The following is a 23612-nucleotide window of genomic DNA, read 5'->3' on the forward strand; positions in this document are numbered from 1 at the left end:
TGTCGCTCCTTTAATTACTGCCGCCGCTGGTTCGCGTGTAGTTGTAGCCGACCCCGATGGACTTGGTGAACGGGATCAGTTGGTTCATGTAGGTGTCCACGCCCTGGATGCGCTCGCCGACGTTGGACTTGGGCACGAACACCACGTCGCCGCGTTGCAGGCGTACCGGCTTGCGTCCGTTGGCGCCGGTCTTGAGGAGCTGGCTGAAGTCCAGGAAGTAAGCACGATAGGCGCCCTGGGCATCTTCGCGCAGCAGCGCGACCATGCTCGCGTTGCCCGCCGGGCTGACCCCGCCGGCGCCGACAATCGCCTGCTCCAGGGTGTTGGCCGTGGCGATCTGCACCGCCGTGGGGTTATTCACCGCACCGCCGACGATCACCGAGTTGCTCGGTGCCTGGTTGATGTTCACCGTCACCCGGGGTTCGCGGTAGGTCGCCGCGAGCTCGTGGGTCAGTTGGGTGGCCAGCTCCGATGGCTGGCGCCCGGCAACCTGGATCGGCCCCAGGAACGGGTAGTTGATCTTGCCGTCGGTCTGCACCGTGTACAGCGTCAGCTCGTAGATGGTGCTGACGTTGAACGCCGACAGCGTCGGCATCTCGCCGGCATCGCGGACGATGCGCAACTGGTCGCCGATACGGATGCGTTCCACCGCCGGTGGCAGCTGGGCCAGTTGGTCGAGGGCGCGCTTGCCGTCCTCGACGGTCTTGCTGTCCGGTGGCTCGATACGCGCCGGGGTGTTGCAGGCGGCCAGGGCCAGCATGGCCAGGGCGAGCACGCTTCGCTTCATCAAGGGGGACTTCCTGTGGGTCATGCTGCTCACCTCCAATAACCGGGAAACATGCTGATGCGCCGCTTGAGGGCGAGCGGCAGGCGGCGTTCAAGATGGCCCAGGCGGTAACCGAGCAGTTTGAACGCACTGCGCACCAGCACCTCGGGCGCGCGGTGCAAGGCGCCGGCTTTGCGCAGCGCCGCGAGTTCGGCCAGCACATAGCGTTTGCCCTCGCCACCCGCGTCGCCAAAGGCCTGCTTGATCCACGGCTCGCGGCCGTAGAACACGCCAATGTCGAAGTAGCGGTGAAACTCGTCCATGAGTTTGTAATCGTGGGAGTGATGCACCAGCGCGGTGGCGGCATAGCGCACCTTGTAGCCGTCGAGCAGCATGCGTGCGGCCACAAAGGCGTCTTCGCTGCCGATCACGTCGGCAGGGAAGCCACCAACGGCCTGCAACACACTGCGCCGGTACACCGAAAACGAGTCGGAGCTGAAGCAGGTCTTGATCCCAAGCTCCGGTGCATCGGCCAGGCTTTTGCTGCGGCTGTGTTCCGGGTAGTTGAAGTGCCGCGATTGCGCGCCCAGCAAGCCCGCATCGGGGTGGGGCAATTGCCGCCCGTAGGCGACGCCGTTGAGCGGGTCCTGCTGCAATTCATCGAGCAGGTTGGCAAAGGTCTCGGGCGTTGCCGGGATGGCGTCCTGGGTCATCACGATCAGCGCGTCGCCACCCACCTGTTCGCTGGCCCAGCGGCGGGTGCCGCCGTGGTTGAAGTCACGGGCGTCGATCACCTCGACCCGCGCGCCGAACGCTCGAAAGCGCGCCACGGTGTCATCGCTGGAGGCGCTGTCCACCACCAGCATCTCGTCAGGTTGCAGGGTTTGCATCTTCAGCGCAGGCAGCAGGCGTGCCAGGTGGCTGGAGGCGTTACGGGTGGGGATGATCAATGAAGTACGCATGTCATTTCTTCGCCTCGGCAGGCGCGCGGCCGTAGATGTCGTCGAAGCGCACGATGTCGTCTTCGCCCAGGTACTCGCCGCTCTGCACTTCGATCATCACCAGGTCGATGATGCCGGGGTTGGTCAGCCGGTGTTTGTGCCCGGCGGGAATGTAGGTGGACTCGTTGGCGTTGATCAGGAACTCGCGGTCGCCATTGGTGATCTGTGCCGCGCCGCTGACCACCACCCAGTGTTCGCTGCGGTGGTGGTGCATCTGCAACGACAGCGAGGCCAGGGGCTTGACCACGATGCGCTTGATCTTGAAACGGCTGCTTTCCTCCAGCACGGTGTAGGTGCCCCACGGCCGGGTCACCGTGCGGTGCAGGCTGTACGCCGGATGGTTCTGGCGCTTGAGCTCGGCGACGATATGGCGCACATCCTGGCTGCGGTGGGCGTCGGCGATCAGCAGCGCGTCGGGGGTGTCGACGATGATCAGGTCGCGCACCCCCACGGCGCCCAACACGCGCTTGGGCGAGTCGATGTAGCAGTTGTGCACGTCGTGCAAAATCGCTTCGCCATTGACCTGGTTGCCATGGGCATCGCTGGGGGTGAGCTGGCGCAGCGCTTCCCAGGACCCGATGTCGCTCCAGCCAATGTCACAGGGCACCACGGCCACTTGCCGGGACTTTTCCATCAAGGCCACGTCGATGGAAATATCCGGGGCACTGCCGAACGCATCCGCATCCAGTTCACGTTGGCGCGAGGTTGTGTTCTGCAGGCTCTGGCTGTGCTCCAGCGCGGCGCATGCGGCCTCCAGCACGTCGGGTGCATGGGTGGCGAGCTCATCCACCAGGGTGCTGGCCTTGAAGCAGAACATGCCGGCGTTCCACAGGTGCTTGCCGCCGTCCAGGTAGGCCTGGGCGGTGGCCAGGTCGGGTTTCTCGACGAAGCGTTTGACCCGGTAGCCATGGCTCAGCGCCTCGCCTTGCTCGATATAGCCAAAACCGGTTTCCGGGTGGTCGGGCTGGATGCCGAACGTCACCAGGTAGCCGGCTTCGGCCAGGTCGCGGGCCTGGGTCACGGCCTCGGCGAACGCCACTTCATTGAGGATCAGGTGGTCGGCGGGCATCACCAGTAACTGTGCGTCGCCGCCGAAATGCTCCTGCACATGCAGGGCCGCCACGGCGATGGCCGCCGCCGTGTTGCGACCGAACGGTTCCAGCAGCAGGTCCAGGGGCAGGCGGGCGTTGTTCACTCCGCGGTAGTCATCGAGGGTACGAAACAACAGGTCGCGGTTGGTCACCGTGAGCACGCTTTCCACGCCGGGCAGTTTGGCCGCGCGCAGGAAGGTTTTTTGCAGCAGGCTCTGGCCATCGCGCATGCGCATGAACGGCTTGGGCATGTTCTGCCGCGACACCGGCCACAGTCGAGTGCCCGAACCACCGGAAACGATGCAGGGAATTAATCCGTTGAGGGTCTTCATCAATAGACTTCCTTGGTGGAAAGGACGGCCGGGACCGTCATGAAAACGATGTACAGGTCAAACCACACCGACCACTTGGAGATGTACTCCAGGTCGTACTCGACACGTTTCTGGATCTTGAACAGGGTGTCGGTCTCACCCCGGTAACCGTTGATCTGCGCCCAGCCGGTAATCCCCGGTTTCACGCGGTGGCGCGAGCTGTACTCGCTCACCGCCACTTCGAAGGGTATGCCGGCGGCTTTGGTCGCCGTGGCATGGGGGCGCGGGCCGACCATGGACATGTTGCCCAGCAGCACGTTGAACAATTGCGGCAGCTCGTCGATGCTGGTCTTGCGGATGATGCGTCCCACCCGGGTGATGCGCGGGTCCTGGCGGGTGGTCTGGCGTTCGGCGGTGAAGTCGCTCTGGTCGGTGTACATCGAGCGGAACTTGAACACGCGGATTTCGTTGTCGTTGTAGCCAAAGCGGTTCTGGCGAAACAGGATCGGCCCTTTGGAGTCGAGCTTGATCGCAATCGCCGTCGCGACCATCAGAGGGGACAGCGCCACCAGGGCCAGGCTGGCCAGCAGCACATCCTCCAGGCGCTTGATCACCGGCGACCAGCCACGCAACGGCAATTGCGAGGTGTTGAACATCAGGATCCCGCCCACATCGGTGATGCGGCTATGGCCGTAGCGCAGGGCGGCCATGTCGGGCACCAGCATCACGTTGACCGACATCTGCCGCAGGCGATTGACCAGCCCGTGGATGCGCTGCTCGGCGGCCCAGGGCAGGCAGATCATCACTTGGTTGACCTGCTCGGCGCGGATGAGTTTTTCCAGCTCACGGGTGTTGCCCAGCAGGGGCAGGTTGCTCAATTCCTTGGGGATCCGCTCGGTGCGATCGTCGATAAAGCCGATCAGGCCGGAGCGGATATCACCGTTGCGTTGCAGGTGGTCGGCGACGTGCATGGCGGTGTCGGTAAAGCCCAGGATCACCGTACGTTGCAGGTATTTGCCCTTGCGCATCAGGCTGCGGTACAGGCGCAGCATCAGCAGGCGCTCAAGGCAGAACAACCCGAGGCTGGCGACGTACCAGGCCACCAGGTTACGCGGGGTCAATTGCGGGAAAAACTGCAGGATCTGGTACATGAACAACAGGATGCAAAACGCCGCCGACCATGCCTTCACCTTGGTTTTCAGGCGCAGTCGGTTGCTGAACAGTTCTTCGGAATAGATGCCCAGGGCCTGGAACAGAATGATCGTCAGGACCGCGAAAAATACCAGCAGGCCGAGGAAGTGCCCGCGCAGTTCGGGGTCCATCGGGTCGATGAACATCACCAGGATCAGCGGGGGCAAAATGGCACTCAGGCCATGTATGAACTTGACGAAAACAACAAAGAACTCAACAAAACCGGCGCGCGTTAAAAACAGGCTGTCGACGGACGACTTCTCTCGCATAAAACATCCCTCATTGCACGCCAGAGCTATTGTTTGGATGTTTGTTCAATAAAGCAGCGAACTGCTTTAGAGAGCACTTCCAACTACGGCTACTCTGGGTAATACGCAACTATCAATTCAAATGCAGCTATCCATTTGAAGGGAATTTGCGGGGGTAGTGACTACAGGAGTGTTACCTTAATCAATCTGTCAATTAATTGACTGTGGTGCGGAGATGGCAGGGAAGACAGGTTTATCAGTATTTTGTTCGGCATTTTATTGACATTCCTTGTCCGGGTACGCGGTGATTGGGTGTGTTTTTGAGTGTAGAAACAAATGCAGGATTTTTCCTGCATAAAGGAAAAACCTTTTTTCAAAGGCGGTAGGAAGGGGGGACAAAGAGGGGTTGGCAGGGCGCACGAAGTGCCCTGCCTGCGGGACTTTCGCCAGATCAGAAGTTGCCTTTCAAACTCACCGTAAAATTTCGCGGTTCGCCATAAAAGTTGCCCCAGGAGGCTGTTCCGACAGTGTTGTAGTAGCTTTTATCGAATAGATTGTTGCCGTTGAGTGCGACGGTCCAAGTGTCGTCGATACGGTACGCCACACGGGCACTCCAGGTTGCGTAACCGGCCTGTTCGAGCTTGATGGTCTGCACGCGGTAATTGCTGCTCTGGGCGTTGACGCCGGTGCCCACGCTCCATTTCGACAGGGCGCCGTCGAGCTGGTAGTCGCCCCACATGCGCAGCATGTGTCGAGGTACGTAGGTGTTGGACGTACCGCCCTCCAGGGCGGTATCGATGTTCTTCAGGGACTTGGTCTGGGTGTAGGTGTAGCCGCCGGATACCTGCAGGCGCTCGAGCACTTCACCGCTGATTTCCGCCTCCACCCCTTGGGCGCGCACCTTGCCGCTGTCGGTGTAGCAATAGCCGTCGGCGGAGGTCGGGCACTGGGCGATGTAGTCGGATTCGGCCGCGTTTTTCTCGACGGCGCGGAACAGCGCCAGGGAGCTGTTGAGGCGCCCGTCGAACCATTCGCCCTTGATACCCAGCTCGTAGTTGTCACCGATCTTCGGCTTGAGCGCGGCGCCATCGAGCGTGGCATAGGAACTTTGCGGCTGGAAGATATCCGCGTAGCTGGCGTACACCGACAGGTGCTCGTTGAGGTCGTAGATCAGTGCGGCAAACGGCGTCACTTCACCGGTTTCCCGGGTGCGGGCATCCTGCAAGGCCCACTCGCCCCAGGCCAGGTTGTTGGACTGGCGACGGTTCTCGTACCAGCTCACGCGGCTGCCTACGATAAACATCAACGGCTCGGCCAGGCGTAGGCGCAAGGTGGTGTAGGCGCCGTACTGGGTGGCGGTTTCCTTCACCGTGCCGCCGCGATACATGTTCGGCCAGAAGGTGCTGTTGGCCGGCTCCGGGAAATGGTGGTCGGGTTGGTAGATGCCTTGGCGCCTGGGCAGGTTCTGGATCGCGTACACATCGTCCTGGGTACCACGGCTGCCATTGGCACCGAGGATCAGTTCGTGTTCCAGCCCGAAGGCTTCGAACTTGCCGTCCACATAGGCGTCGAGGCCGAAGTCCTTGTGGTCGTAGTCCATCAGCGCCGCATAGGAGTTGGCCGTAGGCGTCGGGTTGCCGTAGGCAATGGTGCCTTCGCTGGCGGCGTATTTGGTGTCTTGCAGGTTGCGGCTGTGCACGGCCGCAACCTTGAGTTTCCAGTCATCGTTGAAGTGATGGGTGAGGTCGGCGAAGAAGGTGGTGCGCCGGCTTTGCCAGTCGTTCCAGGATTGGCCCAGGCAGGTGGAGCGGCTGAGGTGGGCGCTTTTGCCGTCGGCATAGCGCGGCAGGCCGCCCCAGCACGGTGTGGCGTCGACGTCTTCATGGCTGGCGCCGAAGCCCAGGGTGGTGTCGGCGCTGAGATCGACATCCAGGGCGCCATAGAAAGCCTGGTCCTGGCGCTTGGAAATATCCATGTAGGAACCGCGATTCTGTTGGCTGATCGCCGCGCGGCCGCGCACCGTACCGCTGTCATTCAGCGGGCCGCCGGTGTCGACGTCGGCGCGGTAGTTGTCCCAGGTGCCGGCGGACAGCGACAGGCTGGTGGTGGGCTTGGCCTGGGGCCGCTTGCGCACGAAGTTCACCGCGCCGCTGGCGGTGCCGGCGCCCTTGAGCATGCCCGCCGCGCCCTTGAGCACTTCGACGCGGTCGTAGATCGCCATGTTCGCGCTGAAGCTGTCGGCCTGCACGTAGTCCTTGCCCATGTCCAGGGGCACGCCGTCGTACTGGTACTGGCCGAGCATCTTGAAACCACGGGAATAAAAATATTTGCCGCCCATGGGTGATTCGTAAGTGGTGATCCCGGGCGTGCGTTCCATCACGTCATCGATGGTGGTGAGGTTCTGGTCATCCATCAATTGGCGGGTCATCACACTCACCGATTGCGGCGTTTCCCGCAGGCTGTGTTCGCCCTTGCCGATCGTCACCGCACCCGTGGTGTAGGCCCCGGTGCCATCGGTGGTGGTGCCCAACCGCTCACCGGTGACCGTGGTGGCGCCCAGGTTCAGCGCGCCGCCGTCGGCCACTTGCGGCAACAGCAGCCAGGTACTGTTGCCCTGGCGCTGGGCTTGCAGGCCCTGGCCACGCAGCAACCGGTCGAGCGCCTGCTCGCGGTCCAGGCGACCACTCAGGCCCTGGCTGGTCTTGCCGGCGACGCTGGTGGCGTCGTACGACAGGCTGATGCCGGCCTGGCGGGCGAACTGGTCCAGGGCCGTGGCCAGGGAACCGGCGGCGATGTTCCAGTCGCGGGCCTGGGTGTCGCTGGCCGGCGTTTCGGCCCATGCGAACGGCGGCGCGGTTGCGCAGCTCAGGCAGGCGCCGAGCAAGGCGGCGTGCACCGCGTGCTTGAGGGGTGAACGTGGGAAGGGGAACGCGTGCATGACCGCGGGATGCTCCTGAAGGAAGTGAACAGAACCGGCCTGTTGATCGGCCTTTCCTTACAGGTCGAGCGGCAATGAGAATTCACCTCATTTATTTTCGAGAATGTTAAACGCGGGCGGTGACGGTCACCCAGTAGCGGCTGCGGTAAGTGACATCGAGCTTGAGTGAGTGGGCTACCAGGCCCAGCACCTCATCGGTGTCGTCCAACTGATAAGTGCCCGACACCCGCAACCCGGCCACCGCTTCGCTGCAGCGCAGCAGGCCGTTGCGGTAGCGGCCCAGCTCGGCGAGGAAAGCATCCAGGCGCATGTCCCGGGCGCTGATCACACCATCGCTCCAGGCCCAAGGGTCCAGGCCATTGGAGGCGAGAGAACGAATGCCACTGCGGTCGAACAGCACCTGTTCGTCGGGGTTGATCACTTGGCGCGCGCCGGCGGCGTGGTTGTCGGCAAACACCGCCACCGTGCCCTGCTGCACGGCGAGCATGGTGCCTTGGGGCTCTTCGCGTACCAGGAAGCGCGTGCCGAGGGCGCGCAGGTAACCGTCACGGGTCTGTACCCAGAAGGGCCGCGTGTCGGCACCGGGATTGACCAGTATTTCACCCTGGCGCAACTGCACCAGGCGCCGTTCCTGAGTAAACGCCGTGTCGAGTGCGCTGGCGCTGTTCAGTTGGATGCGGCTGCCGTCGTTCAACGCCACCCAACGCCGTTCGCCGGTGGCAGTGCGGTAGTCGGCCATCAAGGCGGGCAGCGGGGTGCAGTCGCGGCCGAACCAGGTCAGGCCGGCCGCACCGGCCACCAGGCCGAGCAGCTTCAACCCTTCACGCCGGCTGATACGTCGACGCGCCCCGTGCAGGGCGTGGCGGCCGACCTGCGCGGGCAGGTGGCTGAACTCATCATTCATCGTCGCCACCCGTTGCCAGACCTGCTGGTGTTCGGCGCTGGTGTGCAGCCAGCGCTCGAACGCAGCGGTGCTGGCGTCGTCGGCGACGTTGAAACGCAGCTTGATCATCCACTGGATAGCCTGGTCGACCAGGCGCGGGTCAGAGGTCGGCATAGCGCAACCGATAGCAGGCGTGCAGCGCCTTGGACAGATCACGCTCCACCGTAGCCTTGGACACCCCGAGGCGCAGGGCGATCTGAGCGCAGGTCAGGCCGTCCAGTTGCGCCAGCAGGAACGCTTCACGCGCCCGCGGCTTGAGCTGGTCGAGCAGGCGGTCGATACGTTCCAGGCTGTCGAGAATCAGCAGGCGGGTTTCTTCCGACGGCACGTCGGCCTGGGGGAAATGCGCCAGGCTTTCGAGGTAGGCGCGCTCCAATTCACGGCGCCGGTACTGGTCGATCATCAAGCTGCGGGCGATGCTGCTCAGGTACGCGCGCGGCTGCAGCACAGCCTGCTGTTTGCGTGCGTTGAGCAGGCGCACAAAGGTTTCCTGCGCGAGGTCGGCGGCACGTTCACGGCAACCGGTGCGCCGGCTCAACCAGCCGCGCAGCCAGGAGTGATGGGTGTGGTAAAGCTGGCCGATGGCGGCATGGTCCAGTGGGTGATCGCTCGACATGGGCATCCTGGCGCAGCAGTCTTAATTGATAATGTTTCGCATTCTAGACGCTGGTCGTGGCCATTCGCAATTGCCGATGAACAATGTATCCAGCACAATTTTTTGTTCGCTCCGGGCCCACGCACTAATCTGCAGGCTTTCCCGGTGGAGGGCTTGAGCATGATCGACCTTGGGACCCTGGCGGTTTTTTCAGGTGCTGTGCTGTTGTTGCTGTTATCCCCGGGGCCGAACATGGCCTTTGTGATCAGCCATGGCGTCACTCACGGCTGGCGTGGGGGAGTGGCCTCGGCCCTGGGCATCGGTGTGGCCGACATACTGCTGAGCGCATTGACCGCCAGCGGGGTGACGGCGTTGGTCGCCAGTTGGCCGCCATCCTTTGACGTGATCCGCTGTGCGGGTGTGGTCTACCTGCTGTGGCTGGTGTTCAAGACGCTGCAGAAAAAACCTGGGCCAGATACTGCCCACCTGCACCGTGTGCCCCTTGGCCGGGTGTTTCTGCAGGCCATGCTGAACAGCCTGCTCAACCCCAAGGCGTTGCTGTTTTTTGTGGTGTTTTTGCCGCAGTTCGTACGGCCGCAGGCCGGCTCCATCGCCGTGCAGTTGATGCTGTTGGGCGGCGTGCTGACCTTGATCGCTGGGGTGTTTCACCTGCTGCTGGGCATTTTCGGCGGGGTGCTGAGCCGCTTCTTCGCCAGGCGCCCAAGAGGCGCCTGGTTACAGAGATGGGGCTTGGCGACGGTGCTGAGCGTGCTGGCGGTGCGCCTGGCGGTGATGTCGCGCCCAACCTGACCCCATGAGGTGAAGGGATTGTGCGGCGAGCAAGCGGTCTGTGGCCAAACGAGCTTGTTGTGGTGATCGAGCTTGTTGTGGTGAGCGAGCTTGCTCGCGCCGGGGCTGCGCAGCAGCCCCTCCAAAGCTTGGGGCCGCTTCGCGCCCCAGCGCGAGCAAGCTCGCTCACCACAGGTACAGGCTCAGCCCAGCCGTGCTGCTGCGCGCGCGACGATTTCACCGCGCACCCTGCGCGATTCGGCGGTGCGTTTGTTGGCTTCTTCCCGCACATGCGCAGGCGCTGTGTCCGGACGACCCGAATCGAACGGCGGTGCCGGCGCGTATTCGATCTGCAACTGCACCAGTTGCGCCGCCGCTTCGCTGTACAACTCCGCCGCCAGCACCAGGGCAAAGTCGATACCGGCGGTAATGCCACCGCCGGTGAACAGGTTGCCGTCACGCACCACGCGCTCCTGTACCGGGATGGCGCCGAGCGGGGCGAGCATGTCGTGGTAGGCCCAGTGCGTCGTCGCCTTGCGCCCGCGCAGCAACCCCGCTGCGCCGAGCACCAGCGAGCCGGTGCACACCGAGGTCACGTAGCGCGAGGTCTGCGCCTGGGCCTTGAGGAAGTCCAGGGTCTGCGGGTCTTCCATCAATGGGCCCACGCCGGAACCACCGGGCACGCAGATCACATCCAGCGTCGGGCAGTCGGCATAGGTCATGGTCGGCGTGAACACCAGGCCCGTGCTTGAAGTGACCGGCGCCAGGTCCTTCCATACCAGGTGCAGTTTCACGTCCGGCAGCGAACCCAATACGTCGTAGGGGCCGGTCAGGTCCAGTTGCTGAATGCCGGGGAACAACAGAAAGCCGATCTGCAAGGTCATGAATGAAGCTCCGAGAAAGGGGTAGACGACCTCACTCTAGCGGCCTAGGCTTTGGCGAATACGCCATTGAACCCACGAATCACGCCAATCATGCCCAGAATTGTTCACGTACTCGCTTTCGAGAATGCCCAGGTGCTCGACGTCACCGGGCCGTTGCAGGTGTTTGCGTCGGCCAATGACCTGGCGCGCCAGCGTGGCGTGCCGTTGCCTTACGCGGTCACGGTGATCGCCGACCAGGCCGGCCCGGTGATGACCTCCGCCGGCCTGGCGCTGGTGGCCGAGCCGTTGCCTGCGGTCGACCAGCCCTGCGACACCCTGGTGATCGCGGGTGGCTGGGGCGTGTACGGCGCCGCTGAAAAGCCTGCGCTGGTGGATTGGGTGCGCGAAAAAGCCCGGCACAGTCGGCGCATGGCGTCGGTGTGCACCGGTGCGTTTTTGCTGGCGGCCAGTGGCTTGCTCGATGGTTGCCGCGTCGCCACCCACTGGACCCGTTGCGAAGAACTGGCGCGCAAGTTTCCGGCGCTGACCGTGGAGCCCAACCCGATCTTTATCCAGCAGGGCGCGGTGTGGACCTCCGCCGGTGTGACCGCTGGTATCGACCTGTGCCTGGCCCTGGTGGAAGAAGACCTGGGCCGCGCCGTGGCCCTGGAAGTGGCGCGGCACCTGGTGGTGTTCCTGAAACGCCCCGGCGGCCAGTCGCAATTCAGCGTGACCCTGTCCCTGCAAAAGGGCGGCAGTCGTTTCACCGAGCTGCATGCCTGGATAGCCGAGCATCTGGCCCTCGACCTGAGTATCCCGACCCTGGCCGCCCAGGCCGGCATGAGCGAGCGCAGCTTCGTGCGCCACTACCGCGCCGAAACCGGCCAGACGCCCGCGCGCGCGGTGGAGCTGATCCGTGTCGAAAGCGCGCGCCGGCAACTGGCCGACAGCACCACATCGATCAAGCGCATCGCCGTGCAGTGTGGTTTCGGCTGCGAAGAAACCTTGCGCCGCAGCTTTATGCGGGCCTTGTCGGTGACGCCCCAGGCCTACCGCGAGCGGTTCTCGCCGGTGGCCTAGGCGAGCAATTCAAGCAGGGCGTCGAGGGTGGCCTGCGGTGCTTCCTGGGGAATATTGTGGCCCACACCGGGCAACACCTCCCGCCGGTAAAAAGCGCTGAAATGCTCCACGTCGTCATCCTCTTGCGACGGCGGGCCTACGCCGTCATCGGCGCCGCACAGCGAAATGCTCGGCACCGCAATCGCCGGTTGCCGCGCGAGGGCCTGCTCGATGGCTTCCAGCGCCGGATCGCCAGGCGCATACATGAAACGATGGCGATAGGAGTGAATCACCACCTCGACAAAATCCGGGTTATCGAATGACGGCGCCGTCTGCCCATACAGCCCCGGCCCTTCGGCCCAGGACGGCGACCACAGCGACCACAGCAACTCACACAGTTCGCGGCGATTGGCCGTCAGCCCGTCCACACCGCGCGGGGTGTGGAAGTAGAACTGGTACCACAACCGATGCTCCGTCGCCGGCGCCCGTGGCTGGCGCGACCTGGCAATGTCCTGGATGTTATAGCCATCGCCGGTCACCAGCCCGCGTACCCGTTCGGGCCACAGCGCCGCGACGATACACGCCGCGCGCCCGCCCCAGTCATACCCGGCCAGGGTGGCGCGCGGGATCGACAGCGCATCCATGAAATCCAGCAGATCCTTGCCCAGCGCCGCCTGTTGGCCGGAGCGCATCACCTGCGCGTTGATAAACCGCGTAGGGCCATAACCGCGCAGGTACGGCACCAGCACCCGGTAGCCGCGTTCGGCCAGCACCGGCGCAATCTCGTCATAGCCGCGCGGGTCGTAAGGGAAACCATGCAGCAGGATCACAGGCTCGCCGTCGATGGGACCGTGGGTTTCATACGCCACATCGAGCATGGAGGTGCGCACGTAGAGGAGTGGGGCGGTGATGGTCATGGTGGACTCCTGTCAGGTGTTGAAACTCTAGTCGAAAGACATGGCGGGATGCCCTGCCTGTAAAGGCAGGGCGCCTCAGGGCTGCCAGGTCGTCTTCTCGCCACTGAGCTTGCGGTCCAGGAACGTCGCCGCGCTGATCAACGCCAGATGGCTCAACGCCTGGGGCGTATTGCCCAGGTGGCGGGCCTGGCTGTCGAACTCTTCGGCATACAGGCCCAGCGGGTTGGCGTAGCGCAGCAGTTGTTCGAATTCCAGGTGGGCCTTCTCCACCTGCCCGGCGCGGGCCAGGCATTCGACGTACCAGAACGAGCAGGCGGCGAATGCGCCTTCGGTGCCTTGCAGGCCGTCGATCGCGTTGTCGTCGTTGCGGTAGCGGTAGACCATGCCGTCGCGCACCAGGCTTTTCTGGATCGCCTGCAACGTGCTCAGCCAGCGCGGGTCGGTGGCGGCGACAAAACGCACCAGCGGCATCAGCAGCATCGAACCGTCCAGGGCGGTGCTGCCGATGTGCTGCACGAAATGCCCGCGTTCTTCGTTCCAGAAGTTGCTCCAGATATCGGCATAGATCGCCTGGCGCGTCTGGTCCCAACGTGCAAACGGCGCCGGCAACGAGCGCTTGGAGGCCAGGCGGATCGCACGGTCCAGGGCCACCCAGCACATCAGCCGCGAATGCAGGAAGTGATGCTGCTCGCCGCGCATTTCCCAGATGCCCACGTCTTTCTGGTTCCAGATTTCACACACCTGGTCAGCGACTTCCACCGTGTGTTTCCAGCCCTCGTGGGAGATGGCTTCGCCGTACTTGTTGACCAGGTACACCGCGTCCATCAACTCGCCATAGATATCCAGCTGGACCTGGTCGACCGCGCCATTGCCGACGCGCACCGGCTTGGCGCCGCCGTGGCCGCTGAGGTGCTCCAGCGTGGTTTCGGGCAGCTCCTGGCGGCCGTCGATGCCGTAGAGGATATGGATCTTGGTCGGCTGGCCACAGCAGTCGCTGACCCGGCCCTTGAGCCAGCGCATATAGGCGTTGGCCTCGTCGACAAAACCCAGGCGCATAAACGCGTAGACGGTAAACGAGGCGTCGCGGATCCAGGTGTAGCGGTAGTCCCAGTTGCGTTCGCCCGCAGGCGTTTCCGGCAAGCCGAAGGTGGCCGCGGCGATGATTGCGCCGTGTTTGCGCGAGGTCAGCAGCTTGAGGGCCAGGGCCGAGCGGTTGACCATTTCGCGCCAGCGCCCGCGGTAGTTCGACTTCGCGATCCAGCCGCGCCAGAACTTCAAGGTGTGGGCCAGGGCCAGGTCGGTGCAGACACTGCCCACACGCTCATCGTCCTGGCCGCCGAGTACGAACTCGGCGCTTTCTTCCTGACCCAGGGTGAAGCGGGCCACGGCGGCGTTATCTTCGATCTGCAACGGATGGCTGCCGCACAGGCGCATGCCCGGCTGGCCATCGGCGTTGAAACAGACGCTGGCGTTATCCAGGCTCGTCTCGGTGGGCGCGCGCGCATAGTCATGGCGCACGGCGCAGCGCAGATGGAGGGTGGCCGTGCCGCTGACTACGCGTACGCGGCGAATCAGCAGGGGCACGTCGTCGATTTCTTCGCTGATGACCAGCAGGTCGGTGATTTCCACCACGGCTTCATCGCTGAGCCAACGGGTTTGCAGCACATTGGTGTCGGGCAGGTAGATCTGTTCGCGGCGGGCGTTGGGCAGGTCCGGGGTGAGTTGGAACGTGCCGGCATCGGGGGTGTCGAGCAGTGAGCAGAAGATCGACGGGCTGTCGAACTCCGGCCAGCAGAAGAAATCGATGCTGCCTTTATCGTTTACCAGCGCTGCGCTGCGCATGTCGCCGATGATGCCGTGGGCATCGATGGCGCTTTGTGGTTCTTTTTTCAAATCAACCATTGTCACGAAACTCCGGGTAAAGGCTCATGCCGCCATCAATGAACAGGGTGCTGCCGACCACGTAGTCGGAGGCGTCACTGGCCAGCCATACCACAGCGTTGGCCACGTCCTCCACATCGCCGACCCGGCCATAGGGGATCAACTTGAGCAGCGCCTGTTCCGCCGCACCTTCGGTGGCGGCACGGTTGATCGCCGTACGAATCGCCCCCGGCGCAATGCCGTTGATACGGATGCGCTGTTCACTCACTTCCTGGGCGAGGGTGCGCATCAGCATGTCAACGCCGCCCTTGGACGCCGCGTAATTCACGTGCCCGGCCCAGGGGATCAACTGGTGCACCGAGCTCATGTGGATGATTTTGCCGGCGGCGCGGGATACGCCTTCACGGATGCCCTGGCGCTTGAAGAGGCGTACCGCCGCCCGGGCACAGAGGAACTGGCCGGTGAGGTTGACGCCGATCACGGCGTTCCAGTCGTCGAGGGTCATGTCGACCACGGCGGCGTCCTTCTGCATACCGGAGTTGGCCACCAGGATGTCCAGATGGCCGAACGCCTCGAGGGTCTTTGCGAACAGGCGTTCCACATCGGCTTCTTTCGACACGTCGGCGCCGATGGCAATCGCCCGGCCGCCCTCGGCGTTGATCTGCTCTGCCAAGGCCTCGGCGGGCGCGGCCTGGCTGTTGTAATTGAGCACCACCGCAGCACCGGCCTGCGCCAGGGCCCTGGCCGCACCGGCGCCGATACCGGAACTGGCGCCTGTTACCAGTGCCACTTGTTGCTCCAACGAGATATGCATTGCCCACCCGACCTTGAATTCGTGAGTTCAAGTAGCTGACTGACGGCGCGTAACGGAAGTTCAGCCGTGTGAAATTAGCGACTACAACCATGGTGAAAAATGGAATAACAGAAGAATAAAAAATAACCATAAGATACTAAAAAACCGCTAAAAAGCGTTTGACAGGGTTTTTTGCCCCGTGTCTTATAAGCACACCTCAACCCGTTCCGCTGGTAGTTCGGAAGTCATGCGGAGTCACCTATAAGAGATGCCTATGTGTTTATCGGCAGCTATAGGGGAACTACCAGAGCAGGGAGCTACGCCGTTGCCTAAGTTAGTTATTTTCGATTGCGACGGTGTACTCGTCCAAAGCGAAGAGATCACCTTGTCTGTATTGATCGGCATGCTTAATGCTCACGTACAGGACGGCAAGACACTGGATAGTGTGTATTTCATTGAGCACTTTCGTGGAAGAAAGATTGCCGATTGCCTGCGCGAAGTAGAACCGTTATTGGGTATTTGTTTGCCCCCTCAGTTTGAAGAGGACTTCCGAGTTCGAGCGCTTGAAGCATTGACGCTTAATGTGAAAGCGACTGATGGGATACTTGACGTATTGGAAGTGCTGGAAACTCCCTATTGCGTAGCCTCGAGTGCGCCGCGCAATAAGATCGAACAGTGTTTGCGCGTTGTGGGGTTGTTACCTTATTTCGAAGGGCGAATATTCAGTTGTTATGAATTGGGGCGTTGGAAGCCTGATCCGCTGGTGTTTTTAACGGCGTGTGAAACTTACAACGTCGAACCCTGTGATGCGCTGGTGATTGAAGACAGTGTCACAGGGATTCAAGCCGCCGTTGCAGCCACTATAAAAGTCCTGGGTTTTGGTCCGTTGTCTCGACATCGAATATTGGCCGAAGCCGGCGCGTTACCTTTTGCCGATATGCGTGAGTTACCGACCCTCATTGATCACGTTACTCAAGGAGCAAGTGTTGTGGGCACACTGGGTTATATAGAGCGACTTAAACGTAATGATCCACGTTCGGAAGTGTGGTGGGATTCGTCGCCCGTGGTGTACGCACCGTATAAACAGCATTTGTTGGACAAGTACCCGGCGGCCGCTGCCCATATCGAACAGTTGATGCCGCAGGATCTCTCCCAGCCTTGGGGCTTCAGCAGTGTGACCACCAACCCCCGGCTGGTGACGGCGGCAATCCTCGACAAGAAAGAGTATTGGTCGTCGCGTTTTAATCTGGCCAGCCTGTCTCCCGGGGAATTGCGCAAGCAGCTGTACAACGAAGTGATTGCAGAAGGCGCCTCGATGCTCAAGCCGTTGTGGGTGCAATCGGCTCAGGCCGATGGTTGGCTATGCGCCCAGGTCGACCCGTCGGATGTGCGGTGCAGCGAACGCATGACCGCGCGGGGCCTGGAGCTGCATCGCCTGGCCGCGAATGTGATGGTCAAAGTGCCGGGCAGCCTGGAGGGTTTCGCGACGATCGAACACCTGGTGGCCCAAGGCGTTTCGGTCAACATCACGTTCTGCTTCACCGTTTCGCAGTTCCAGGCCGGTATCCAGGCGATAGAGCGGGGCATCGCCAGCGCCCGTCGCAACGGCGTCGACACCGACTGTTGCAAGTATGTGATCACCTTTATGATCGGGCGTTTTTCCTGCCAGCCCGAGTTCGCCTTGCAGGCCGCCGAGCGTGGCCTGGCGCTGGGCCCGGAGGACATGCGCTGGGCCGAGCTGATGATTTACCAGCAGATCCAGGCCCTGGTCGCGGCCTCGAAGGTACCGGTCAAGACCCTGCTGTCCAGTATCAAGGTCGACGTTGACGAGCGTGGCCACAAGCACTGCTGGCACCTGGAAAAGACCGGGCTGACCACCACGTGCTACACCCTGACGCCGGATGTGGTGGAGTTTCTGATCGAGCGTGAAAGCCACGGCAAACCGGTGGCACCCGCCTGTGAACCCCAGCAGGCGCCGGCTGAGACGTTCGCCCGGCTCATTCGCATTCCGTACTTCTGCGAAGCCTATTTCATCGACAGCATCGAGCCCTACGACTTTGGCAATCATGAGGCGTTTATCAACGCCTGCAACGAGGCCAACAGTGCGAATCGGCGCCTGACCGACTACTGCGTGCGCCTGTGTCCGGTGGCGAAGCCTTTCGCACGCTCGCTCAACGCCATCCTGGCCGCTGAATACGGGGTGCTGGCATGAACAAGATGGTCGGGTTGTGGGCGCACCCGCGTTCCCGTTCCACGGTGTTGGAACGGGTGTTTATCGAGCGGGGGGATTTTGAGGTTTTCCACGAGCCGTTTGCCCATATGGCGTTTTCCGCAGATTCAGTGATTCCTTCGGATGAATGGGATCACAGTTTGCCCACCACGTATCAAGGCATAAAAGAGCAACTGCTCAAGGCCCGGGAAAGTACCAATGTGTTTCACAAAGACATGTGTTACCACTGCCTGGATGACTTGAAAGTTGACCGGGACTTCCTGGCGCAACAACACAATATTTTTATTATCCGCGAGCCCGCCAGCAGCATTATTTCCCATCACCGGGTACACCCCGATATGCCCGTGCAGGCCATCGGGCATAAAGCCTTGTACGAGATTTTTTGTGTGGTCACCAAACTCATCGGAAAAGTGCCTTATGTGATTAATGCCGATGACCTCGCCGCCGAGCCGGAGCGTGTCATTCGTAAACTGTGTGACTACTTGCAGATTGAATTTTTGCCCCACGCCATGACATGGAAACGCGAATGTCCGCGACAGTGGAAAACCTGGAGAAGTTGGCATGTGGCGGCGGAGAACAGTGAACGCATTGCTCTGCCGGATAAACCTGCTATCGATATGGACGCTTTCGATCGGTCGCCAAAATTAAAAGCCTTTTACGAATACCACCGACCCTTCTACGCACGCATGAATGAATTTTGCCAATAAGGATTGTTGTATGAAAAAGTTGATTGTCACCGGTGCGGCCAATGGGATCGGCCGGGCTACTGTGGAAAAGGCTATCCAGGCAGGTTATTTCGTTATCGGTGCCGACAAGGATGCCGAAGGCCTGCGTGCGTTACAGCGCACTTACACGGCGGATGTATTGGAAACCCATGTCGCGGACTTTTCGGATAACGCGCTGATCAAGGGGTTTATCCCTGCGCTGTATGAGCGCCACGCAACTATTCATGCATTAATCAATAACGCCGGTATTTACCACGGCAAAAGCATCTACGCCTATTCCGATGCCGAAGTGGACGAAATCCTGACTGTGAACCTCAAGGCCTTGGTCTATCTCTCCAAAGACTTCGCCGAACGGGAGATGAAACACGAGGCGCCGCGCAGCATCGTCAATATCGCCTCGGTGGCCGGTGAGGTAGGCAGCTGCGATGCCTTGTACGGCGCCACCAAGGCGGCGGTGATCGGCCTGACCAAAGCCAATGCCTGGAATTTTGCGCCGTTCGTGCGGGTTAACGCAGTGTCGCCGGCGCTGATCCATGACACCGCCATCTACGACACCATCCCTGAATACCGCCGCGCCGAGTACGCGCGCCAGGAAATCCTCAAGGAACCGATCCTGCCCGGCGGCGTCGCCGAGGTCATTTTGCTGGTGATCAGCGATGCCATGCGGCATGTCACCGGCAAGGTCATTCCGGTAGACAACGGAGCCTACCCACGATGAGCCCGTCAGCCACCAAGAAGAAACTGCTGCTGGTGGGCGCGGGCAACCTGTGCCTGCAGATCCTGAAGATTCTCGGGCCGAAAAATGCCTTTGAATTCGTGGTGTTGGGGCGCAATGAAGACGCGACCGTGCGGCTGTGCAACCTGGTGGCCCTGTCGTGTGCGCAGTTGGGGCACTGCATCGCGATCAAGCCGGTGATCGCCGACCTCACCGATATCGAGCGGGTGACGCGGGTGCTGCATGAAGAGGCCCCGGACATGGTGGTGAACTGTGCGTCGTTGCAATCGTGGCGGGTGATCACGGGGTTGCCCCGGCTCTCCTTCGAGCAGCTCGACCAGGCGCAGTTCGGACCTTGGCTGCCCATGCACCTGACGCTGATGCATCACTTGATGCAGGCGGTAAAAGCCTCCGGTATCGCGGCCAGGACGGTCAACGCGGCCTTTCCCGATGCGGTCAACCCGATCCTGGCCAGGGTCGGGCTGGCGCCGGATATTGGCGTGGGCAATGTCGCCAACCTGGTCCCGGCGCTGCGATTTTCCATCGCGCGGCTGCTGGAGTGTGCGCCCGCCGATGTGCAGGTGTGCCTGTATGCCCAGCACTATTTCAGCCACTACGTGCCGCGCGGCGGCTTGCCCCCGCGTGCCAGTTACCGCTTGTTGTATGAGGTGCGCGACCGCCCGGCTGCGGCCCACCTGCCGGCCGAAGCGATTTTTTCCACGGTTAAATCCGAGTTCCGCCGCCTGGGCGGTATCGATGGGCAGTTCCTCACGGCGTGCTCGGCCGTCACCGTGATCGAGGGGTTGTTTTCGCCCACGCCGGTGCTGGTGCACGCGCCCGGCCCGCTGGGGTTGCCGGGCGGCTATCCGGTGTGGCTGCAGGAGGGGCAGATCAAGGTGCAGTTCAGCGCCGACTGCCCCCAGGACGAAGCGGTGCGCATCAATACCATCTGCCAGAGCCAGGATGGTATCGATGAAATTCATTGCGATGGTTCGGTCACCTATAACCCGCAATGCATGGCCGTGATGCAGGCGATGCTGGGGTACTCGAAGAAAACCATGTCCATCGAACAGTCCGCCGAATTTGCCCGCGAGCTGTCGAGCAAATACCTGTCTTTCAAACATTCAACCTGGTAGGTGTGTGATGAATCAAATGTCGCGGCACAAGCACAGCGAAGTCGCCAGTTACGCCACGCAATACTCGAAAAAATTCGTCGAGCGCTGGGATGACTTGATCGATTGGGAAAAAAGAAAGGCGGGGGAGAACGGGTTCTTTGAAAACCTGCTGAAGCAGCACGGCGTGAAGTCGGTGATCGACGTCTCCACGGGCAGTGGTTTTCATGCGGTCCAGCTTAAGCAGGCGGGGTTCGATGTCGTCGCCACGGACGGCAGCAGCACGATGTTGACCAAGGCCCGGGAGAATTTTCGGCAACGCGGGTTGGCGATCGAATCGCACTATCGGGATTGGCAGGCCCTCGATCCCGCCGAACTGGGGCGCTTCGATGCCGTGGTGTGCCTGGGCAGTTCGCTGTGCCATGTGTTTGCAGCCCATGAACGGTTGGCGGTGCTGGAGAAATTCAGGGCATTGCTCAATCCGGGTGGCTTGCTGATTGTGGATCAACGTAACTTCTTTGCCATTCGCGCAGGCAAGTTCAAATCCAGCGGTCATTACTATTACTGCGGCACGCAGGCATCCGTCGGCCTGGGGCAGGTGGATGAGCACGTGTGTGAGTTCATCTACTCGTTCGATAACGCCGAGCAGTACCGGTTGCAGGTCTATCCGCTGTTGCCGGGCGAGTTGAAGGGGGAGGTGCTCAAGTCCGGATTTTGCGCCCATGAGAGCTACGGGGATTTCCAGCGTGACTACGACATGATGAATTGTGATTTTGTCATCCACACCGCACGCGCCGTTTAAGGAGTACCTGATGAGCACACTGGTACACAGTAGCGCGCGCCCGTTGGACAGCGTCGTGCTGGCGGTGGTGTTGACCGGGTTCGTGGCCAGTACCTACGGGTTTGGTGTCTACCTGTTCGCCAACCTGGTGGTGGACATGCGCCGCGATATCGGTTTCGACTACACCACGGTGGGCCTGATCACTGGCGGTGCGCAGATCGGCTTCCTGCTGTTTTCATCGGTCACCAGTTATATCAGCCGTTTTTTCGAAGGCTGGAAAATCAGCCTGGTGTCGACGCTGATGACCTCCCTGGCGCTGTTGGGGCTGAGTGTCAGCAACAGTATCTGGCTGTCCGGGGCGCTGTTGATTTTGCTCGGCGGCTGCTCGGCCTCGGTGTACATCCCGTTGGCGGAGATTGTCACCAAGGGCTTCAGCCCGGGGAATCGCTCGCGGGTCATGGGGCTGATTTCCAGCGGCACCAGCTACGGCGTGTTCATCAATGGCTTGCTGGTGTCGTTCCTCACCCTGCAGGGCGGCTGGCGCTCGATCTGGCTCACCGCGGGCCTGATCTCGGTGGCCCTGTGCGTGGTGGCCTGGTTTCTGCTGCGCAACCTGGTGGCGGACAAGGGCGCCGGTTTTTCCGGGCCGCGTTCGACGGCGTTCGAGAGTCATGCACCTTGGTTGAGTCGCTCGCTGTACCTGACCTGGGCCATTGCGTTTTTGAACGGGATGGCGCTGTTGCCGTTCCAGACTTACCTGGCTCCGTTCCTGCGGGACGAGTTGGGAGTGTCGGTGCAGGACGCCGGGTTTGTCTGGACCACCATCGGTGCGGTGGGCATGGCCTCGGGCTTTCTGGTGGGGTGGATCGCCGACAAGGTGGGCGTCAGGGCGTCGCTGGCCATGTGCTTTCTGAGTGCGGGGCTGGCCGCCACCCTGGTGTTCAGTTTCAACAGCCTCCCGCTGTTCTACCTGGCGGCATTTTTGTTTGCGCTGGCGTTCTACCCCATCTTCGGGCTTGTCCCCAGCTACATCGGACAAATCGTGCCAGTCAGCCGACTGACCCAGGCATTCGGCATTGCCAATGTGCTGATCGGCCTGGGGGGCGTGTGCGGCAACTTCCTGGGCGGTTTCTCCAAGGACCTGACCGGCTCGTTCGCAACCGTCTACTGGGTGGTTGCGCTGTTGCTGTTCGTGCAATGCGTGATGGTGTTCCTGTTGGGTAAACCGCCTGTGGCGGGGACGGAGGGTGAGCGGCCATGAGTCATTTTGCGGAACGTCCAGAGCGGAATTTGCATGCGTTTGCGTTCAGCCATCTCGGCGCGGAACGCTCGCGTATGGGGCAGAAGCCCTTGGTCATCTGGATGACGGGCATCTCGGCGGCCGGCAAGTCGACGATTGCCGATGCGCTGGACAGCGCCTTGCAGGCACAGGGGCGCTTGACCTGCATCATTGACGGCGACTCGGTGCGCGACGGCCTGTGCCGCGACCTGGGTTTTACCGACAGCGACCGCGATGAGAATATCCGGCGGGTCGCCGAAGTGGCGCGCTTGATGCTGGACGCGGGGCTGGTGGTGATCGTGGCGCTGATCTCACCGTCGGCGGCCAGCCGGCACTACGCGCGCGCCATTGTCGGCAATGAGCATTTTGTCGAGGTGCATGTGGATGCGCCGCTGGAAACGGCGGAACAACGTGACCCTAAAGGCTTGTATAAAAAAGCCCGCCTGGGGCTGATCCAACATTTCACCGGGATTGATTCGAACTACGACGTGCCGATCTTTCCGGAAGTGCACGTGGACACCCAGGCGCTGTCGGTCGAACAGTCTGTCGCGACTATTCTCGATTGGATGGCCCGTAACGACGAGCGCACATAGCCGCTGGTCTTGGCGCCGCGGTGGCGGTGCCTGCACCTTCGGAAAACAAGGTAATCTGCGCCATCGCAGGCATACCGCGTTTTTTCAGGAGCAGGCATGACGCATTTCACCGGCACTGCAAAATCCATCCGTCTGATCGGCGGGGCCCAGGTGTTGGACTTCATCAATACCACCAACGGCCGCCGTCCTGGGTCGCCGCTCAAGGTCATGGAAGAGCGGCTCACCAGTTTTCAGTTTTTCTTTGAATGGGCGCTGCACGCCTCGTTGATCTCCGCCCAGGAGTTCGCTGAATACAAGGCCATGGTGTTTGAGTCGCCTATTTCCTACCAGCCGGATCTGGACGCCATCATTGCGTTCCGCGAATGCCTGTATGCCGTGTTTTACCCGTTGTCCTTGCGCCAGGCTGCGGCCGATGACGCCTTGCAGCAGATCAACCTGAATTTCCAGCAAGGCACCGCCTGGCGAGTGCTGCGCACGGTTGACGGGACGCCGGCCTGGGCGTGGAAAACCTGCACCTCTGCCCAGGAACTGAGTGCAATGTTGATCGGACGCCTGGCGATCGAGGCCACGCAATTGCTGGTGTCCGGTGATCTTCGTGCCTTGAAGTGCTGCACGGCCACCGACTGCGATTGGCTATTCCTGGATATTTCCAAGAACAAGCTGCGCAAATGGTGCCAGATGAGCGTGTGCGGCAGCCGGGAGAAATTGAGCCGCCTTAAACAGGCGCTTTAGTTGCCAGGCAATGTCGCGGTCGACGGGTAGCAATTGCTCCACTTAATAGGAAACATTAC

Annotated in this window: 21 protein-coding genes and 1 pseudogene; 11 read left to right on the forward strand and 11 right to left on the reverse strand. The window is 61.6% G+C overall.

Annotation, left to right across the window (positions count from 1 at the left end):
* Nucleotides 1-10: 10 nt before the first annotated feature.
* From B9N88_RS29790 to B9N88_RS29820, 7 genes are all read right to left on the reverse strand, one after another.
* The gene (locus B9N88_RS29790; protein ID WP_027603103.1) at nt 11-787 is read right to left on the reverse strand and encodes a polysaccharide biosynthesis/export family protein; all 777 of its coding nucleotides are present in this window, start codon (nt 785-787) and stop codon (nt 11-13) included.
* A 29-nt stretch (nt 788-816) separates the two neighbouring features.
* Nucleotides 817-1728, reverse strand: coding sequence for a glycosyltransferase family 2 protein (locus B9N88_RS29795; RefSeq protein ID WP_027603104.1), 912 nt, complete (start codon nt 1726-1728; stop codon nt 817-819).
* A gap of 1 nt (nt 1729) precedes the next feature.
* Entirely contained in the window at nt 1730-3190 is a 1461-nt protein-coding gene (locus B9N88_RS29800; protein WP_027603105.1) for a mannose-1-phosphate guanylyltransferase/mannose-6-phosphate isomerase, read from the reverse strand.
* Nucleotides 3190-4629 (reverse strand): undecaprenyl-phosphate glucose phosphotransferase, encoded by a 1440-nt coding sequence (locus B9N88_RS29805; protein WP_027603106.1) that lies wholly within the window; start codon nt 4627-4629, stop codon nt 3190-3192. The genes B9N88_RS29800 and B9N88_RS29805 overlap by 1 nt, the downstream gene beginning before the upstream one ends.
* 430 nt (nt 4630-5059) lie before the next feature.
* Nucleotides 5060-7546 carry a TonB-dependent siderophore receptor gene (locus B9N88_RS29810; RefSeq protein WP_027603107.1) on the reverse strand — a complete coding sequence of 829 codons (2487 nt, stop codon included), beginning with the start codon at nt 7544-7546 and terminating at the stop codon, nt 5060-5062.
* Nucleotides 7547-7652: 106 nt separating this feature from the next.
* The gene (locus tag B9N88_RS29815) at nt 7653-8603 is read right to left on the reverse strand and encodes a FecR domain-containing protein (RefSeq protein ID WP_027603108.1); all 951 of its coding nucleotides are present in this window, start codon (nt 8601-8603) and stop codon (nt 7653-7655) included.
* Entirely contained in the window at nt 8590-9105 is a 516-nt protein-coding gene (locus tag B9N88_RS29820) for a sigma-70 family RNA polymerase sigma factor (RefSeq protein ID WP_027603109.1), read from the reverse strand. Before B9N88_RS29820 ends, B9N88_RS29815 begins: the two co-directional genes overlap by 14 nt.
* Nucleotides 9106-9264: 159 nt before the next feature.
* Between B9N88_RS29820 and B9N88_RS29825 the strand changes: the two genes are divergently transcribed.
* On the forward strand, nt 9265-9894 hold the full coding sequence (locus B9N88_RS29825) for a LysE family translocator (RefSeq protein WP_027603110.1): 630 nt from the start codon (nt 9265-9267) through the stop codon (nt 9892-9894).
* Between the two features lie 182 nt (nt 9895-10076).
* On the opposite strand, the gene inhA is transcribed toward B9N88_RS29825, so the two are convergent.
* Nucleotides 10077-10757, reverse strand: a complete 681-nt coding sequence (inhA, locus tag B9N88_RS29830; protein WP_027603111.1) for an isonitrile hydratase — start codon at nt 10755-10757, stop codon at nt 10077-10079.
* Nucleotides 10758-10847: 90 nt separating this feature from the next.
* On the opposite strand from inhA, the gene B9N88_RS29835 reads away from it, so the two are divergent.
* Nucleotides 10848-11816: a GlxA family transcriptional regulator gene (locus tag B9N88_RS29835; protein WP_027603112.1), complete on the forward strand. Its 969-nt coding sequence runs from the start codon at nt 10848-10850 to the stop codon at nt 11814-11816.
* Here B9N88_RS29835 and B9N88_RS29840 read toward each other — a convergent pair.
* From B9N88_RS29840 to B9N88_RS29850, 3 genes are all read right to left on the reverse strand, one after another.
* The gene (locus B9N88_RS29840; RefSeq protein ID WP_027603113.1) at nt 11813-12712 is read right to left on the reverse strand and encodes an alpha/beta fold hydrolase; all 900 of its coding nucleotides are present in this window, start codon (nt 12710-12712) and stop codon (nt 11813-11815) included. The genes B9N88_RS29835 and B9N88_RS29840 overlap by 4 nt on opposite strands.
* A gap of 75 nt (nt 12713-12787) precedes the next feature.
* Nucleotides 12788-14614 (reverse strand): glycoside hydrolase family 15 protein, encoded by a 1827-nt coding sequence (locus B9N88_RS29845; RefSeq protein WP_027603114.1) that lies wholly within the window; start codon nt 14612-14614, stop codon nt 12788-12790.
* Nucleotides 14607-15407 (reverse strand): glucose 1-dehydrogenase, encoded by an 801-nt coding sequence (locus tag B9N88_RS29850; RefSeq protein ID WP_027603115.1) that lies wholly within the window; start codon nt 15405-15407, stop codon nt 14607-14609. Before B9N88_RS29850 ends, B9N88_RS29845 begins: the two co-directional genes overlap by 8 nt.
* A gap of 253 nt (nt 15408-15660) precedes the next feature.
* Here B9N88_RS29850 and B9N88_RS29855 point away from each other — a divergent pair.
* The 9 genes and pseudogenes from B9N88_RS29855 to B9N88_RS29895 form a co-directional block, all read left to right on the forward strand.
* Nucleotides 15661-16251, forward strand: a pseudogene (locus B9N88_RS29855) (HAD family hydrolase); the annotation flags it as partial.
* Nucleotides 16252-16374: 123 nt separating this feature from the next.
* Nucleotides 16375-17598 (forward strand): transaldolase family protein, encoded by a 1224-nt coding sequence (locus tag B9N88_RS29860; RefSeq protein WP_043293199.1) that lies wholly within the window; start codon nt 16375-16377, stop codon nt 17596-17598.
* Complete coding sequence (locus B9N88_RS29865) at nt 17595-18323, forward strand: sulfotransferase-like domain-containing protein (RefSeq protein ID WP_027603117.1); 729 nt, start codon at nt 17595-17597, stop codon at nt 18321-18323. Before B9N88_RS29860 ends, B9N88_RS29865 begins: the two co-directional genes overlap by 4 nt.
* 10 nt (nt 18324-18333) lie before the next feature.
* A complete protein-coding gene (locus tag B9N88_RS29870; RefSeq protein ID WP_027603118.1) occupies nt 18334-19059 on the forward strand; it encodes an SDR family oxidoreductase in 726 nt (241 codons plus the stop codon).
* Nucleotides 19056-20192 (forward strand): Rossmann-fold NAD(P)-binding domain-containing protein, encoded by a 1137-nt coding sequence (locus B9N88_RS29875; RefSeq protein WP_027603119.1) that lies wholly within the window; start codon nt 19056-19058, stop codon nt 20190-20192. Before B9N88_RS29870 ends, B9N88_RS29875 begins: the two co-directional genes overlap by 4 nt.
* 7 nt (nt 20193-20199) lie before the next feature.
* Nucleotides 20200-20970, forward strand: coding sequence for a class I SAM-dependent methyltransferase (locus B9N88_RS29880; RefSeq protein ID WP_027603120.1), 771 nt, complete (start codon nt 20200-20202; stop codon nt 20968-20970).
* Nucleotides 20971-20980: 10 nt separating this feature from the next.
* A complete protein-coding gene (locus B9N88_RS29885; protein WP_027603121.1) occupies nt 20981-22210 on the forward strand; it encodes an MFS transporter in 1230 nt (409 codons plus the stop codon).
* Nucleotides 22207-22821, forward strand: a complete 615-nt coding sequence (cysC, locus tag B9N88_RS29890; RefSeq protein WP_027603122.1) for an adenylyl-sulfate kinase — start codon at nt 22207-22209, stop codon at nt 22819-22821. The genes B9N88_RS29885 and cysC overlap by 4 nt, the downstream gene beginning before the upstream one ends.
* 96 nt (nt 22822-22917) lie before the next feature.
* Nucleotides 22918-23553 (forward strand): CGNR zinc finger domain-containing protein, encoded by a 636-nt coding sequence (locus tag B9N88_RS29895; protein WP_043293200.1) that lies wholly within the window; start codon nt 22918-22920, stop codon nt 23551-23553.
* Nucleotides 23554-23612: the final 59 nt, after the last annotated feature.

This window comes from Pseudomonas sp. LAMO17WK12:I1, assembly GCF_900177315.1.
Classification (GTDB): Bacteria; Pseudomonadota; Gammaproteobacteria; order Pseudomonadales; family Pseudomonadaceae; genus Aquipseudomonas; species Aquipseudomonas marginalis.